This window comes from Paenibacillus sp. PAMC 26794 (genome assembly GCF_000316035.1).
Taxonomy (GTDB): domain Bacteria; phylum Bacillota; class Bacilli; order Paenibacillales; family Paenibacillaceae; genus Paenibacillus.
Genome location: NZ_ANHX01000012.1, coordinates 68,048 through 85,443 on the forward strand (window position 1 = coordinate 68,048; position 17,396 = coordinate 85,443).

At 43.2% G+C, this 17,396-nt stretch carries 15 protein-coding genes; 2 read left to right on the plus strand and 13 right to left on the minus strand.

Annotation, left to right across the window (positions count from 1 at the left end):
- Positions 1 to 385: 385 nt before the first annotated feature.
- The 13 genes from D829_RS0108535 to D829_RS0108595 all read right to left on the minus strand — a co-directional run bounded on the left by D829_RS0108535 (position 386) and on the right by D829_RS0108595 (position 14,841).
- The gene (locus D829_RS0108535) at positions 386 to 1,348 is read right to left on the minus strand and encodes a sensor domain-containing diguanylate cyclase (protein ID WP_017688454.1); all 963 of its coding nucleotides are present in this window, start codon (positions 1,346 to 1,348) and stop codon (positions 386 to 388) included.
- A complete protein-coding gene (locus D829_RS0108540) occupies positions 1,341 to 1,976 on the minus strand; it encodes a hypothetical protein (RefSeq protein WP_017688455.1) in 636 nt (211 codons plus the stop codon). Before D829_RS0108540 ends, D829_RS0108535 begins: the two co-directional genes overlap by 8 nt.
- Complete coding sequence (locus D829_RS0108545) at positions 1,966 to 2,340, minus strand: response regulator (protein ID WP_026081078.1); 375 nt, start codon at positions 2,338 to 2,340, stop codon at positions 1,966 to 1,968. Before D829_RS0108545 ends, D829_RS0108540 begins: the two co-directional genes overlap by 11 nt.
- A gap of 140 nt (positions 2,341 to 2,480) precedes the next feature.
- Entirely contained in the window at positions 2,481 to 3,383 is a 903-nt protein-coding gene (locus tag D829_RS0108550) for a carbohydrate ABC transporter permease (protein WP_017688457.1), read from the minus strand.
- Positions 3,384 to 3,395: 12 nt separating this feature from the next.
- Positions 3,396 to 4,361 carry an ABC transporter permease subunit gene (locus D829_RS0108555; protein ID WP_017688458.1) on the minus strand — a complete coding sequence of 322 codons (966 nt, stop codon included), beginning with the start codon at positions 4,359 to 4,361 and terminating at the stop codon, positions 3,396 to 3,398.
- 112 nt (positions 4,362 to 4,473) lie between these two features.
- Positions 4,474 to 6,129, minus strand: coding sequence for an extracellular solute-binding protein (locus tag D829_RS0108560; protein WP_017688459.1), 1,656 nt, complete (start codon positions 6,127 to 6,129; stop codon positions 4,474 to 4,476).
- A gap of 139 nt (positions 6,130 to 6,268) precedes the next feature.
- The gene (locus tag D829_RS30715) at positions 6,269 to 7,810 is read right to left on the minus strand and encodes a response regulator (RefSeq protein ID WP_017688460.1); all 1,542 of its coding nucleotides are present in this window, start codon (positions 7,808 to 7,810) and stop codon (positions 6,269 to 6,271) included.
- A 13-nt stretch (positions 7,811 to 7,823) separates the two neighbouring features.
- On the minus strand, positions 7,824 to 9,605 hold the full coding sequence (locus D829_RS0108570) for a sensor histidine kinase (RefSeq protein WP_017688461.1): 1,782 nt from the start codon (positions 9,603 to 9,605) through the stop codon (positions 7,824 to 7,826).
- A gap of 4 nt (positions 9,606 to 9,609) precedes the next feature.
- Positions 9,610 to 10,725: a helix-turn-helix domain-containing protein gene (locus tag D829_RS32385; RefSeq protein WP_017688462.1), complete on the minus strand. Its 1,116-nt coding sequence runs from the start codon at positions 10,723 to 10,725 to the stop codon at positions 9,610 to 9,612.
- Positions 10,726 to 11,063: 338 nt separating this feature from the next.
- Positions 11,064 to 11,903: an SUMF1/EgtB/PvdO family nonheme iron enzyme gene (locus tag D829_RS0108580; protein ID WP_017688463.1), complete on the minus strand. Its 840-nt coding sequence runs from the start codon at positions 11,901 to 11,903 to the stop codon at positions 11,064 to 11,066.
- Between the two features lie 132 nt (positions 11,904 to 12,035).
- Positions 12,036 to 12,671: a glycoside hydrolase family 11 protein gene (locus tag D829_RS0108585; protein ID WP_017688464.1), complete on the minus strand. Its 636-nt coding sequence runs from the start codon at positions 12,669 to 12,671 to the stop codon at positions 12,036 to 12,038.
- Between the two features lie 71 nt (positions 12,672 to 12,742).
- Positions 12,743 to 13,516 carry an alpha/beta hydrolase-fold protein gene (locus D829_RS0108590; protein ID WP_017688465.1) on the minus strand — a complete coding sequence of 258 codons (774 nt, stop codon included), beginning with the start codon at positions 13,514 to 13,516 and terminating at the stop codon, positions 12,743 to 12,745.
- A gap of 41 nt (positions 13,517 to 13,557) precedes the next feature.
- A complete protein-coding gene (locus D829_RS0108595; protein ID WP_017688466.1) occupies positions 13,558 to 14,841 on the minus strand; it encodes an SGNH/GDSL hydrolase family protein in 1,284 nt (427 codons plus the stop codon).
- Positions 14,842 to 15,131: 290 nt separating this feature from the next.
- Between D829_RS0108595 and D829_RS0108600 the strand changes: the two genes are divergently transcribed.
- Both D829_RS0108600 and D829_RS0108605 read left to right on the plus strand, forming a co-directional pair.
- Positions 15,132 to 16,274 carry a glycosyl hydrolase family 8 gene (locus D829_RS0108600; RefSeq protein ID WP_017688467.1) on the plus strand — a complete coding sequence of 381 codons (1,143 nt, stop codon included), beginning with the start codon at positions 15,132 to 15,134 and terminating at the stop codon, positions 16,272 to 16,274.
- A 229-nt stretch (positions 16,275 to 16,503) separates the two neighbouring features.
- Entirely contained in the window at positions 16,504 to 17,337 is an 834-nt protein-coding gene (locus tag D829_RS0108605) for a helix-turn-helix transcriptional regulator (RefSeq protein WP_017688468.1), read from the plus strand.
- The last annotated feature ends 59 nt before the right edge of the window (positions 17,338 to 17,396 follow it).

Sequence of the window (17,396 nt, forward strand, 5' to 3'; positions counted from 1 at the left end):
TTTGATCTGGCCTCTTCCCTATGGCCGAATATCGCATGATATACGGGGTTAGAGCACTGAGACGACCTAATTCATGGCCTTTTAATCGTACGAAGGATGAACTTCATGAATACGATATGATGGGTATCAAGTTTAGAGGTGTCTTTCTCCTTGCTTTTGGTACTGTTCTGACGATCGCCTCTTTTCGACTTCTCCTTGTTTAATAAAATCCAAAAAAGCCGCTAATATAGCGGCTCTCAATCGAATATAAAATAGCCCACTATGATTAAGATAATCGGCATTCCGTACAGCAATAAAGGAGAAAACGTATTTTTTCTTATGTTAATTGTATAGACAAATAAAGTTGCTATTGTAGCAACTTTATTAAAAGACATTTTTAGATTTCTTAAGCATTTTCAGGCTCATAGATTCCGTAACCATTCTTGCCATTCTTTTTAATCTTGTACATGGCTCCATCCGCATGTCTCAGAAGTTCGGAAGGCTCCTGTCCATGCTTGGGAAATAGGCTGATACCAATACTCATCGAAAGGTTGATATAGTTTCCGGCAATTTTGAAATGGGTACTGAATGCAGCTTCCAATCTTTTGGCGATGACTTCAGCATCGTGATCATCTTTCAGATGGCTTAAAATGATGAATTCATCCCCGCCAAGCCGGGCTACAGTGTCCGCACTTGGAATTGTTTCGCTTAATCGCTTTGCCATTTCCAGCAACACTTGATCGCCAACATGGTGTCCATATGTATCATTCACTTGTTTAAACCCATCAGCATCCACAAACATGACGGCTAATTTGCTATGGTTTCTTTTGGCATTACTGATGGCCCAGGCAAGACGGTCATTATAAGCAAGACGATTAGGCAGACCGGTAAGTGGGTCATGCAAAGACAAATGCTTGCTGATTTTCTCGGAGATTTTGATTTTGGCGTACTCCGTCTCCAGTTCTTTGATCAGATTTTTAAGTTTATATACCCTGGTATTGGTGTTTGTCATGTCAGTAATCTGAATAAGGGCATAACTCCGATCTTCATGATAGAGCGGTTCAACATGCATATTTTGTCTGAATAATTGTTCATCCTCTCCTTCATTAGGAAGAATGAATGCCTTATGTAAAGCGCTTGAGCAAAATCTGCTCTGTCCATGATACAGCGCATTTTGCAGAATATTTAAATACATATTTGACTTAAACCGTGGGCAGACCTCAAGCAGATTCAAGCCTACTACCGCTTCTACATTCTTGCCAGTAAAGCGCTCCAACCAGGCATTCCACACAACAACTTTCAAATGCCTGTCCACGATCATTATTCCCATATGGGCTTTGTTCAAAGCTTGTGAAATAAGATTATCCATTGTCCGCCTCCAACAAAGCGTCCATTTTGGCCAGCAGGCTCGATATGGAGTTCATGCTCAATGCTATGACAATGATACCTGTCACATCCGTATCGGCAAGTAAAAACGAGGTATGTAAAACCAGGACATAGACTTCATTCTGAAGCAATATTTGTTGATCGGAATTAGTGACATAGATCAGTTCAATATCAGGCAGGACGTATTCCAGTTTGATCTCCAGGAAATTACCGAATTCTCCAATAATGGCGTTAAGCAGGACATTGCTAACTTCCTTCAAAACGTCCAAATCCGTATCCATCAAGTTCGGATCGTTCGGTATAACGCTCTCACCCAGTTCTCCAAGACAGATGTTTGCCAATACTTTAGCCTGCTCAACAGGAAACATCAGAAATGCTTTTCCCTGAAATTCGTATCCAAACTGTAAGGATGACCTAAACAGATGACCTTCACTGAAGAAAATGTTGTATCTTCGATCTCCAGGATCAACATCGGATATGGAGATTAGTTCCACTTCCGGAATATTCAAAACGATACGCTTGTCTACAATCTCTGACAACATGTTAGCCGCTTGTCCCACGTAAACGTTTACTAGTTCAGTAAGCAAATCCTTCTGTAAATCATTCAGCATGATAGGCCGCCTGAATCAGTTGAATCATAGTAGTTGCCTTCTCTGCGGTTAACGGTTTATTCAAAAAACCAGAAATGCCTAACATTTCAACTTCATCCCTAGTTGTCTTCTGAATATCTGCAGATAAGATAATAATTTTGACATTGCTATCCGTTTCTCGAATCATTCGAAGCATTTCTTGTCCGTTCAAACCAGGCATCAGCAGGTCGGTGGTTATAAAATGAGGTTGGAAATCCTTAAATAGGTTGTATCCTTGCTCTCCATTGTTAGCAATCTGAATCTCGCATTCTGGAATATGATCAACAATTAGCTTTGTAAGCAATTTCTGTACGAAAATGGAGTCTTCCACAATTAATACTTTCATTTTCTCTTCAGTCTCCTTGATAAAATTGAATAAGTTGGATTCGTGTGCAATTGACATACTACGGCCCGCCGTTTAAAAAACATAAAAAAACGGTCACCCTAGTGACCGTTTTTGATCGGTTATCTGGAACTGCATTAAGTTTACTCTTTTACCCCTCCAAGCTGCAAGCCATGAACGAAATACTTCTGCAAAAATGGATATACGACTAAGATGGGTAATGCGGCAACAATCGTAATAGCTGCCCGAATAGATACAGGTGTGACCATGTTACGCGCAGCACCAAGATCTGCACCATTGGCAACGGCTGCACTGCTGTTGGAATTCATAGAAGATGATAATAGTTTCATCAACTCATATTGCAGCGTGCTCAGGTTTTGTTTGGAAGATGCATACAGAAACGTATCAAACCAAGAATTCCATTGACCGACTGCAATGAACAGTGCAACAGTAGCGAGAACCGGTTGGCACAGCGGTAGAATAATGGAAATGAATGTTCTGAAATCTCCCGCACCATCAATTTTGGCTGATTCGATCAATCCCTCGGGTAGTGTCTGGATATAGGTTCGAATAACAATCATATTAAAGGCACTGATCAGCCCAGGAATAATATACACCAGGAAGTTGTTTAACAAATGCAAATCTTTCATTAGGAAGTAAGTTGGAATAAGACCTGCACTAAAATACATCGTAAGAACAACTGTAATGGTAATGGGCTTTCGTAATATATAATCTTTTCGGCTTAGTGTGTAAGCCAGCATGGAGGTTAAGAATAGACTTAAAACTGTCCCCAAAACCGTTCTCGCCACAGATATACCAAAGGCGCTGAAGATGGTCCCTCCTGCAAATACCGCTCTGTAGTTTTGATCTGTCCATACCCGAGGCCACAGATAAATCCCACCTCGGATGGTGTCATTACCGGCATTGAATGATACGGCGAGTGTATTCACAAACGGATACAGGGTAACAATCGCGATTGCGATCATTAGTATACCATTTAACGTATGGAAGACAATCGGTTCAAGCCGAGATTTATTGATTCCCATCTCTAGTCCCCCTTATATTAATCGGTCTTCCCCGAGCCGTTTGGAAATTGAATTCGCCGCAAAGATCAGCGTGATACTAACTACTGTTTTGAAGATACCTGCCGCAGTAGCCAAAGAATAATTCCCGATCTGTAGTCCGTACTTCAGGACAAATATATCTATCGTCTGTGACCAGTCGACAACCACACCATTACCTAACAGATACTGAACCTCGAATCCAGCTTCCAAAATCCAGCCCATATTCATGATCAGCAAAATGATAACAATGGATTTGATCCCGGGTAAGGTCACATACAGCATTTTCTTATATCGGTTCGCACCATCAATCTCTGCCGCTTCATAGAGGGAAGGATCGATAGACGTGATGGCCGCCAAATAAATAATGGCATTCCAGCCAACTTCTTTCCATACATGGGATGCGCCTACAATGCCCCAGAAGTATTCCGGAACGCTAAGCCACATGATAGGTTCTTGAATGATATGCAGCTTCATGAGCACCACATTCACAATCCCACCATCTACAGATAGTGAACTTGCTACGATACCTGTCACAATAATCCATGAGAGAAAGTGAGGTAAATACGATATTGTTTGAATGGTTCGTTTATATAACTTATGTTTGATCTCATTAAGTAAAATGGCAAATATAATTGCTGTCGCAAATCCGAGCACCATATTGATGACGCTCATCGCAATGGTATTACGAAGCACGTTAAGAAATGCATCGTCTGTTAGCAAAAACTTAAAGTGTTTGAGCCCGACCCATTCCTGCTGGGTGAAACTCTTCGCAGGACTGTAATTCTGAAAGGCCATAACCCAGCCCCAAATGGGATAATACGAGAATACGAGAATGTACGCAACGATGGGCAATGACATGAACATGAGTTGTCTTTGTCCGCGCAATCGTTTTAACAGTGGTGCTTTGGGTACGACTGTACGGGTGGTTTGCTCTGGTATGGCTCCAGGCGTGTTCGCCATCTTTCACTCCTCCTATTGGCTTGCAGCGACTTTAAGCATGATGTCCCCGGAAGGCACTCGCCTGAGTAATCCTTTGGTTGATACCTTCCGAGAGAATCATTGCCGCATTTTTTTATTTAACAGACCAGTTCTCGATTCTCCATTTCAGTTGGTCATTAATTCGATCTTCATAGGATTTAACATCGATCTTCTTGTAAGCGTCTACATATTCAGTCCAAATGTTATCGAACTCATTCGGTTTTGACATGATTGCTTTAGGCAAGAATTTCAATGAAGTGTCTGTCATTTGTTTGTTCGCTACCGCAGCATCAGAGCCTTCTTTCAGATCGACCTGCCACGCTGGGTAGTACACAGGATTCTCTGGTGCAGGAGAGAAGAAGTCACTCCACGTTTTGAAGCCATAAGCATCCAGAAGTTCTTTGTCTTCCGGTTTAAGGTTGTCATAGAATTCCTCAGGCTGGTTGATCGCTCCAATCGAATTGCCATCTTCAAATGTTCCTTCGAGCTTCGGTGCAGCAGCGTAGAAACTTTCTGCTTTGTTGATCAATCTCCATGCCGGATCATCCTGCTCTTTCCGTTGCTCTGGCGTACGATAGAATCTTCCCTCTTCATTCACCTGATAGTCTACACCCTCTTCACCCCATGACAAGAGCTTCTGGTACTTCTCGTCCATAAGCTTATCGAGGAATTTGATGAGTGCGACAGGATCTTCAGCATCTTTACTGATACCAAAGCCATTATTCAAGTTGATAACCGGACGATCCAGATAATGATCTGTAATACTTGTATCATAGACTAGCGGGAAGCCTACGTATGTCTGGCCAATCTTACCCTGTGCTACGAGTGGGTCTTCGCCGGCTTGGAAATTCCAGTGCTGGTCGAACATACTAAGCACACGTCCCGAAGAAATTTTGGCCAGATATTGATCATAGTTCTGAACAAAGGCTTCTTTATCCAGCAATCCCTCATTATACAAATTGTTTAGTTCTTTATAATACCGTTTGGAGATATCTTTGTCGGCAAAAACGGTTGCGACTCCACTATCATCTACGACTACGCCCCCGTCATTGGGGTGACCCGTAAGATGTTCAGGTGGGTTAAGCAAAGGGAACGTCCGCCAGTCTGAAGCCAATGTAGTGAAACCAATCGTCGGTTGACCATCAATCGTTGGATTCTTGGCTGCATAATCACGGATCAACGTTGTGAAATCATCCAACGTTTTAGGAGTCGGGTACCCGGCATCCTTCAGTATGGACTTTTGAATCCAGAATGCAGGACCAGAATAATAGTTACTAATGAACTCCCCTGTATACACTCCATAGTTAGGCAACCAGTAAATATGTCCGTCACTGGAGTCTTTCATCCGGTTCCAGTCTTTACCGAAATGTTTCTTCAGATTAGGTGCATGCTCTTCAATGAGATCTTCGAGCGGAATAACCGCATCGGCTGAGACCAATTTGGTGTCTGCTGTGATCAGATCCGGGAAATCGCCCCCGGCAATCATAACGCCCAATTTCTGTTGAAGATCACCTACTAGAAACTCCATCTCAAGATTGACGCCGAGTTCATCCTGAATCTTCTTGTAGATTCGGTTATCTTTAGCTGGCGCCTGATTTGGCGTTCCGATAAAGGCCGTGATGTTCAGTACCTCTTTCCCATCCTTCGTAGTCGCTTTCTCATTGTCACCGCTGCATCCTGCCAGTGCCAAACTCAAAGTTAGAACGAGTGATACGGAACCCCAAAGCTTCTTTTTCTTAAGTCCCCCCATGTACTTGCCCTCCTTGGAAGTGGTATGTCTTACTGTTTTTAGTATGAAGAAATGTATGCGGTTACAAAATATATACATTTAAGGTCTACCCCCCTGTAATTGCAGGTCTTATTCAGGAGGGGTTCTTCTTTTTCATGGATCAATTCGCATACTTTTTCCTGTATTCTACAGGTTTCATGGCTGTTCGTTTTTCGAAGTGTCTGAGAAAATGCTGGTAACTGCGGTACCCAACTTGCTCCGCAATCGCACTGGATGTTTGATTCGTCTGCTGGAGCAGACGCTTCGCTTCTTCCATTCTTAGATCATGTACTACCTCAATTACACCCTTACCATACTTTCGCAAAAAGGATTGCCCTAAATGGACAGGATTCACGTAGAATCGTTCTGCAAGCTCCTGGATCGTAAATGTCTCCCTGTAATGCATCTGCACATATTCAGCAACCGTCGCCTGGATGCCACCCATTTGCCTCTCCCGGAAAATAGCCAGTTCTGACTTGCATTGCAAACAGAAATGTTCCAGATTGTTAGCAACCTCTTCTATATTTCGATGGCCCTTCTCCAGAATTCCACTCGCCAATTCGTTCATTAGAGCATTAGGTACTCCTCCTAGTTCTCTACACAGGGACAGTCCGCGGAATATAATGTGGGTAGAGAAAATATGTACAATCTCTGGCGCAGCCTTCATCTGTATAAACAGTTCAAAGGCACTCCGAATCGAAGACGAGAGTTCCTCTACAGAACCGTTTTCAAGCAAATCGCTAATATGGTCCACCTCTGATAGTGTTTCCGGATCAAACTGCCAATTTTCCAGCTGAATATCTTCGGCAAACAAAAGACGCTCTTGATTAAAAAACAAATAACGCCCAACTTCCTGAGCGGAGCGGAAGGATTCGGATAAATGCTCCAGTTTGTTGACCGTTAATCCGACCGCGATATGAATATCTTCGCAGCCGTTATGTTGCATGTTGTTCATCAAACGCTGAGTAAAAGCTTTAATTGCTTCAAATGTCTCATTTCTATCATTCGCTTCTTCCCCCCATACAAGTCCCAACGAGTCTCTTGTTCTGTCTATCACATAACAGCAAGTTGTTACGTCAGCCGTATGTTCGACTACTGAACAGGCTTCCTGAATATCTCCCTGAAAAGCTATCCGCAGGTATGCCCAATGGGACTTGTTTAAACGAGGAAGGATCTCCCACATCTCCTGCTCCGATATATTCTGCTTATCCTTAATCAGTGCGGACAAAAACGCTTTGATCCTTTGCTCGTTTGCATGCTCCCTTAAACGCTCCTGGTTTTCACGCTCCTGCAATTGCATACGGAGACGGACCAACATATCCTCTGCTTCTGTACTGTCAACCGGTTTGGTTAAATAGTTGGAGACACCTAATCGAACAGCTTGTCTGGCATAATTAAAATCACTGTATCCACTCGTGATGACAAACAGCACAGACTCATGTTCCAATCGCCGTGCTTCTTCTACAAGTTCCAGCCCATTCATCACAGGCATACGAATGTCTGTCACCACGAGATCAGGTCGATCTTGTTCCATCATACGAATGGCTTCCTCACCGTTGGCGCACACGCCTCTGATTTCGAAACCATACTTTTCCCAATTGATCAGAAGCTGTAACCCTTCAATGGCATAAGGTTCATCATCGACTAACAGTACTTTATACATGAGAGTTTACCTCCTATTTCCTCTGTTCCAGCTTGGAGATCGGTATACGGTACCCTGCAATAGTTTCCTTTACAGGTACACTGCTTAGATCAAATATCGCATTTCCTTCATAAAAGAGTTCCAACCTGCGGTAGACATTGCGGAGTCCTACATGCTCGCCATTCCTGGGTCTTTCAGAACGAATATCTCGCAGGAGCTCGGTTAATCTCCCTGCATCCATACCGATTCCATTATCGATCACCTGAATAACCAGTTCAGAAGCGTTTTGTCTCGCCGTTATCTTGATCTGTCTTCCATTTTTTCGCGCCTGCAAGCCGTGTTTGCAGGCATTTTCGACGAGCGGTTGAATACTCATGCGGGGAATGAGCAACGAAGCTGCATCAGGATCAACCTCGAAGGTGTAATCAAACAGCTCTCCAAAGCGAAACTTCTCAATCTGGAGATAAAGATTCGTAAATTGCAGCTCTTCTTGCAAAGGAATCAAATTGTCAGAATGACTGAGCAACTGTCTCATCAGTTTGGACAGACTTTTAATAATCTCAATTACTTCCGTATAACCATTCTTCGTACTAACGACCAGCAAGGCATTCAATGTGTTAAATAAGAAATGGGGATTCATCTGACTCTGGAGCATAGACAATTCAGTCCTCACTTGATCCAGCTCCAAATCTTTTTGACGGATTTCCAGTTTATATACGTCATTAATTAGGGTATGAATTTTACCAATCATGATGTTAAATGTACGAATAAGCCCGCCAATTTCGTCGCGGCCTTCCTGAATTTCAATGAGATCGAATCGTTCGTTACGAACCTTCTCCATATGTCTGGATAGCTTGCGAATCCGATAATGGTAGGAACGCAAAATAATGTAGATCAATACAGAGGGGACCACGATACTTAATGCGAGCAACCCCAGAATTGATTTAAAGGCTTCTTGCAAAAGATGGTCAAGGTGACGCGTATCGGCAACTCCAATCAATTTCCAACCCTTTAGGTAGGCTAGATTCCCCAACGATTTTTCGAGCGTGTAAGCAGAATCTCCAGATTCCTTGAGCATTGATTCATTATCAAGGGGGGATAAGTCGGTTTCGCTGAATTCCCCACTTGAAACGACAGTTCGATTGTTGCTGTCCACCAGACGCAGCTGAAGACTGTCTGATTCACGATTTAAAATGCTATACACCCGGCTAAGTTCCAGATCAATCTTGGAATACTTGTTGTAATTGGCATAGGAAGTATAGGTATCCATTTTGCCAATCACACTGATTCTTCTTCCCGCGTTAAATCCGGATGGCTCAATATAATCAACGACAAGAATGCCTCCACTGGTGGATTTCAGCTGTTTCAATCCAGGGAGTACATTCTTGTCTTTCATCACGATATAGTGACTGCCCGTCTGAATGGTATCGTTATCCGTGTAGATACGCACCTCCAGAATATTCGCTGACATGTACCGTGTTAATTTATCTCGCAGGAATGCATGGTACACGTTGTAATAATCAACGGGGGAGTGATAGGTCCGATCCAGTGCCTCATAGAGCGAATCGTCTGCTGCAATAATTCGGCTCAGAGCAACGCTCTCATCAATCATGCCTAGCAGTTCCCCCGCAGCCCTGTCGATGGATTTACGCAGATTTTCCTGTTCTCTAATCTTGATATCCGCAGAGGTTCGTTGATAAAAGAAGATATTAATCGTTATTACAGGAAGGAGAATACTAAGTACATAGATAAGCAGAAATTTGGATCGGAGAGGAATATCATTAACCTTACGGAACATCCAGAATTTATGACGCATATAATCACCCTTGGTTTTTGTTTTTATAGACGGACGGAAGCTCCCCTGTATGCGCTCTGAATTTTTGGGTGAAATATTCAGCATCATGATACCCTAGCCTGAATGCAATGTCAGTGATCTTCATATTGGTACGTCGCAGGAGTTTACGGGCCTCCTCAACACGAAGCTGGTGCACATAGTCAATGAAACTGACCCCCATCTCCCGCTTGAATTGTTGACCCAGGTAGGCAGAATTCACGTGAATACGATTAGCTACATCTTGTAATTTAATTTTGCTTCGATAGTGTTGCTTCAATTCATTCACTGCTTCTGCAACAAGCCCTCCCGTACCCGTCTTTTGCTTCAGTTCAGACTGGGAAAGTTGCTTGGATAGTCGAACACACAGGTCTTGCAATGTGCCGGAAGACCAACTCGCAGCCTCATGCCATTCTTTTTCACATAGTATTTCTCTGCAAACCTCTCTTTTTCCATATTTTCGTATCAACTCCCCATGGATATATCGGATGACATGATGTATCCATTCCAACGAAACCTCAGCTTTCTTACTCTTCTCTAGCAGTGCACTCAATGCAAGATCAATGGAATACGTGTTTCCTGCTTCAATCAGTACCAAGATCTCTTTGGAAATGTTCATCATTTGCTCTAAATCATATTCTTCGCTTATTCGATATTCATTAAGATGATTTTCATAGGCTTCATCTGTAACCATGACTCCATTTTGCTGTTTTTGCTCATTTCTGCGTTTGTCCAGAGGTTCAATCATTTCCATAAGGATTTGATGAATTTCCTCGGGAACAAGAGGTTTAAGCACATACTGATCGACCTGATACCGTATGGCTTGCTTCGCGTAATTAAAATCGGAGTATCCTGTAACGATAACAATTTTAGAGGTATAGGCGAGATCTTCTCGCAAGGTGTGAATCAAACCAAGACCATCCATAACAGGCATTTGAATATCAGTGACGACAAGATCCGGTTCAACCGAGTTGAATAAAGCAAGTGCTTCCTCCCCATCCGTTGCCGTTCCGCAGAGTTCATATCCACAAGCTCGCCAGTCAATCATCGTTCTCCATCCTTCTAGCATAAACGGCTCATCATCCGCGACAATGACCTTGTACATTAGCTCACCTCTCTTTTGTCCGTGATCAGCTGCATGTATTTTATCTATATCTATAGGTAGATTCCAGTTGCTGTGAAAACGCTAAGCAGCCAGGATTGTTGTCTGCTCGCACAACTTGGAGAACAAATTTCCCACCAGTCTCATCGTCATTAATCAATAACATAGGAAATGGTTTCATCAGAACGTACTATAAGAACGCTCCGATTGTAGCGAAGCGCCGGATAACAATTCAAGTGTAACGCTTACATTTTGGCACAACAACCTGATAAACTATAGGTTTTCACCCGACAAAGTATAGGTTTAGCTCAGAAGTAATCTACTGTCAGGAAAAAGATTTTTCATTCTCCACGTACAATACGGAATCCTTGATCGGGACCAAAACCATTTGCATCAAATTTTCCACGGAATGATATTTCATTGTTATTGACACCGCCGATCCAGCCTCCGCCTTTCACAACTCGCCAAGTTTGATTTGGACTCTCCGAATCACTGTACCAGTCCCAGCACCATTCTCTCACATTCCCAGACATATCATAGATTCCCAACTCATTCGCCTTCTGAGTTCCGACTTTTTTGGTTTGATTACGGTTGCTCTCAATAGCGGGCCAGCTCCAGTCACCCGTCAGAATGTTGTCGCCAGCATTTATCCAGTACCAAGCAACATCATCAGGATTATTACTTCCGCTGTATGTGTAATTTAAGCTCTTTTGCCCTCCGCTTGCAGCGTATTCCCATTCTGCCTCTGTGGGTAAACGGTAACCGTTGGCGTCCTCGTTGATCGTTACATTCCATTTTATATTGTCGTTTTCATTCTGATTATTCGTGTCCTGGTTGTCTTTGTCTATATTGTAATAAGGTTTCAGGTTTTCTTTTATACTTTTTTGATTACAGTATTCCACTGCGTCATACCAGCTGACCATTTCAACAGGCAGGTCATCTCCCTTGAAGCCAGAAGGGTTTTCCCCCATAACCTCCATCCATTCTTTTTGAGTTACTTCGTATTTGCCAATATAGAAGGATTCCAGCGTTTCATTCCTATCAATCTGACTCGGCTTACTGCTCTTGAAGGCTCCCCCTTCGACGAATACCAAGTCATCGTTTAATTTGGTATTACTTGCTGAACAAGCACTTAGACTAACAACTATAGCGATTAAAGTTAACCATACCAGCTTTCTCATTCAATTATTCTCCTTTACTTAGCTTGAATCCGGCAATGTCGAGGTCCGTTAGTTTGGTGAATAACGTTCCTCAACGTTGCCGGAAAATTGAATTCAAATGCAGGTGCAGATGTTGAACTGCATCACATCATTTTACCAAACTGTCACGTTTGCGCTTCCGCTGCTTTGATAACCCTCTGTTGCCATCACCTGATAAGACCAACTACTTCCAAGGTTCATCCCTTTGCTCGCCCACGCATTCACATGATTGCTGAACGTAATGGTAGAATTGACTCCGATTGGTTTCTTGGACTGTCTAACACTCCAATACTGAGGGAAAGTCTGCGTACCATCAATGGAAGGTGCATTGTATCTCATCGTAGTATAGATGTCATATGTGCCGCCATCACTAGTCATAGAGCCCTTATACGTTCCGGTAGGACGATACGTTCCCCAGCTATCCACCACGTAATATTCAATTAGAGCGTTTCTAGTCCAACCATAGAAAGTGAGATAGCCGTTACCTGAAGGAGAGAATACGCCGGCATTGTAATTGACCACTCGATTAGGCGTACCAGATGTCCACCCTTTCCCTACAACAAAGTTGCCTACATTCTGCCAGTTTACACTATAATTCCCTCCTGATCCGTTAACAGCGTTGACCGATCCTCCACCATCTGTCCAATTCTGCCAATAATCTGTTGCAGCGCTGGATGTTGCTGCAAAGACACCAAAACTCATGGAAGCTGCGAGAACAACGGTCATTAATTTTTTTCCGAATTTGAACATGGATGATACCTCCTGATATTTTAATAGATTTGGTTGATGCTACAATCCGATATGAATGTTCTTCAGCAAATTCACTTGAAAAGACGTTGCGAAAACAGATACAGATCGTTCTTCCACACGGGCCAATCATGTCCTCCACTTTCCTCATGCCAAATGTGAGGTACTCCGTGTTGCGCCAAATATTGGTGAACCCCAAGACTAATCTCTATAAGATTGTCCTGTTCACCGCAAGAGATCCATATCAACGAGAGTAATGAAGGCGCTTTCGAAAGATCAGGGACAAGTAGCTCCGGACTTCTGGTATTTGGGGCTGCGGAGAAAGCACCGATCCATGCAAAATGGTCTAGATTACTTAATCCGATATTTAAGGATTGACCTCCACCCATGGATAAACCAGCAATCGCCCTTTTATCCCGGCTTTTATGCAAAGGGTAGTTCGACTCCATGTAAGGTATCAAATCGTTGAGCAGATCGGATTCAAACCGTTTAAATGCTTTGATTTTCTCAGGTTCAAACAGGTCTCCTTCGGCTCGGTCATTCGACATTGCGCGACCATTGGGGAAAACAATAACCATCGGCTCAAGCAAATTATCGTTGTACAGATTATCGAGAATAATTTGCGGAGAACCATGAGTATGCCATTCGGTTTCGTCTCCACCAATACCATGCAAAAGAAAAAGTACAGGATACATCGTTGTCGAAGAAAATTCTGGTGGGGTGTACACCATCGCTTTACGGGAATTGCCAACCGTGGTGGAAGGATACTCTACCGTCTCCATGACTCCACGTGGTATATTCTCCCGATACTGGTCATATCCCGTTACTGCTGATGAGATCAATTCCATTCTCTTTTCCTCCGAACATGTGAGTGACTATCAGTCTCCAGTTAATCCACATAGCCAAAACCCAGAATGGTGAAGCATTTATGTTCATGACCTTCAGCCATTTCGATCTCGATGGAGTGCTCCCCCACATGCTCTTCGTTAAGCAGAAGTGTGGCATGGCAATGGGTCCAGTTCACTTGACGCGGATCAACTTTTTGGACGAATACCCCATCCACCTTGATATGTGCGGTTCCGAATTCCTCGTTGCCAGAATCCTTGAAGATCAGAATGAGGCGTTTGCACTGCAAACTTATCCGAAAGCTGCTCTGATCCTCTTTCCCCTCTCCTGTACGCATCCAGTTGTTGGGGAACTGAGGTGTACCATAGTCTTGAGCATCCATCTCAGCCATCTGCAGATCCGTGTCCGTTTTACAAAAAGAGCCTGCATCGATTCGGGCAATGTGATTGCCGTTTTTCCGATCCAATAGCTTCACATTAACAAATTCATTTCCAATTAGCGGAGCTTTTTCAATATCATGATCTTTCTCATCCCACTCAGAACGATTTGTCACGTCGAACAAATATTCCAAACAATCGGCCATAATTCGATGCCCTGTGTTAGTCGGATGATATATATCATGGAAAAATTGCTTTTTGGAAATAACGTTGCCTTCACCTTTTGTTTTGTTGAACTGATCTACGACAGCATCTTTCACACTTACCATTGGCAGATCATAATGCCAGCCTACTGGAGCGAGACGATCCTGTAGATTCCAGTCATTTTCGAATACGCTGAATAACAAGATCACCGCTGGCTTGTTATCAGCAGTAAGTGCTTTGAGTACCAGACTCTCGTAACATTTACCTTGGGTTTCATCATCTGCGTCATTGACTGCGAATTCGATTATGACAATATCCGGCTGAACGGCACCTCCCCTCAGCACATCACGATCATAACGTACAATCCCCAGTTCTGAAGGAGTTCCACCCACACCTGCTTTAATCAGATGAATCGGACTATCTTTTGAAAGCGCAAACATAAATTTGAACGACTCATACGACCGATAAGCGTAACTTTGGAGATGAATAGGTACTGCACCAGCACCATGGGTAATGGAGCCTCCAATATAAGCGATAACGACAGGTTCGCCGTTTTTTGCCTTCTCAATGGCTCGTTTTAATCTGACATTATTCCCTTTGTTCAGAAGAGATCGGCCAATCATGTCGCGATATCCATGTGATTCAAAATCAATTGCGGGCTTGACTACCGACGCTGTCACTCCAACTGGATCGCGCGGTGCAGTGAATTCCGTGTTTTCACCTGCATCTCCTGAATCCTGGAGCATAAATCATCATCACATCCTTCCGGTTAGATTCTGACCATCCTCAAACAACATTTAAAGGATCACAGCTTGTATTATTATTAGATCAGATGTGATCCTTCTCCCAAAGTGTATCCCTTACATAATTTTACAACAACCTGACAAAGTATAGGATTTTAACCAATATATCATTTTAAGTTGAGTACAATGACATGCACATCAGAACACCTATAATTTTTCATGTAAACGCTTTAATTTGTATACTATTTCCATGTTATAATTTTGAAAAACCGCATGGATGAAGGAGGATACTCATGAATATCACGGGTCAAGGCGCGTGGGATACGGGTACATATACAAATCTGTTTTTGAAGCTAGGTTACGATGAGAATGAGATCACGAACAGATTGGAAGAAACATGGAACGAGCTGTTTTATGGCGATGAACATACTCGAATATATTACCCCATGGGTGAGGACACGGGCTATTTGCTGGACACCGGTAATCTCGATGTTCGCTCCGAGGGCATGTCCTATGGCATGATGATGGCTGTTCAGATGGACAAAAAGGAAGAATTTGATCGACTCTGGAATTTCTCACACACGTTTATACAACATAAAGCGGGACGTTATAAAGATTATTTTGCCTGGCATTGCAAGCCTGACGGAACCCGACTCTCACAAGGTCCTGCTCCTGATGGTGAGGAGTTTTTTGCCATGGCGCTTTTTTTTGCCTCTAACCGCTGGGGCGATGGCGCTGAACCTTATGATTACAAGGCACAAGCCCGCAAGATCCTTCGTGCATGTATACATCAGGGCGAAGACGGCGAAGGCGATCCCATGTGGGACCCGGAAACAAAACTGATCAAATTCATACCAGAAACACCGTTTAGCGACCCATCCTACCATCTGCCTCATTTTTATGAACTATTCGCGAAATATGCGGATGAAGAAGATCAGAGCTTCTGGAAAGAAGCGGCCGCCGCTAGTCGTGCTTACCTTCATACAGCCTGCCATCCCGTAACCGGACTATCACCTGAATATGCGAACTATGACGGCTCTCCGGCTCCAATACAGCCACACGGTGATTTCAGACATTTTTACAGTGATGCCTACCGTGTTGCTGCGAATATAGCGCTGGACTGGGAATGGTTCCGCAAGGATCGCTGGCAGATCGAACAATCCAATCGCATTCAATCCTTCTTCAGTGATATTGAAATGTCCGATTATCGTCGTTATACAATAGAAGGTGAACCTTTCGACGAACCCTCACTGCATCCTGTAGGTTTGCTGGCTACCAATGCCATGGCTTCACTGGCTGCGGACGGTCCACATGCTGACACATTCGTTCGCAAGTTCTGGAACACACCTCTGCGTCAGGGAGAGCGACGTTATTACGACAATTGCCTGTATTTTTTCAGCATGCTGGCTCTAAGCGGAAGATATCGCATGTACTAAGCAGATGTGCACGATATGTTGTATCTGTCCTGCGAACGTTTGGTCTGCAGGACAGGTGCAAACATAGCATAAGCAACGATCCCCCTTAAACATGGTATGATTAAGCCCATACAACTCTACGTATGTAATTTCATGGCAAGAACCTGTGATGAACAGATTATAAACAATGGTTGAAACTATATTCAGCGATTGAAGATGGGGTTACAGGTTAGGCGGAAAGGGGCTGTTCATGCGTTCATTTTATTTACCGGATCTATCGGAATTCCACTTCTTTTGTTTTCCTCATTCGGTTGGAAATTACACTAAACCGGATCAGCATCACATCAACAGAATGGAAGGTGTCCAGGATTTCAGCTTGCATTACATTGCCGAAGGCAGCGGATATGTCGAGTTACATCATAAGAAATACGAATTAAGTAAAGGTAATGTGTTTCTTCATATTCCAAACGATCCTATGCGTTATTATCAGTCCGAAGATGATCCGTGGAATATTTACTGGATTCAGTTCTACGGAAATGCACTCTCTGCTTTTTTACTGGAGAACGGACATTATCAATCCTCTGTCTGGACACAAAGCCATGCTTCTCTAATCGAGTCCTCGTTTGAACATTTGCTTGATGAGATTGAGCAATTTAATTTTTTGCGTCCATCTCGCATCTCTGCACTCAATTACAGCGTACTTATTGAATTCATAAGTCATGCCATTCCCCTATCTGCTTACCGGAATCTTAACAATTTCGAGAAGATTACGGCATTGCTGCCCGAAATGCAAAAAAAAGCCCATCTTCCGTTTGAGCTTGCCATCTGGTCGGATAAGCTGGGATTGACTCCTCATTATTTTTGCAGTCTGTTCAAAAAAGCTACCAAAATGACTCCCGTATCTTATATCACCAAATGCCGGATACAGAGCAGCAAACAACTGTTATTAAGTCATCCTTCCATGTCGATTAAAGAAGTTTCCATGCAATGCGGATATCCAGGGAACAGTTACTTTAACAAAAAATTTATGGAGTCTGAGGGCAAAACACCTGAAGAATTTCGTCGCCTTCATCTGAAGGCATAACACCGATCAGGTACACAATGTAACCTATATTTCTGAGTTCTTAACTCTCTTCTGTTTCT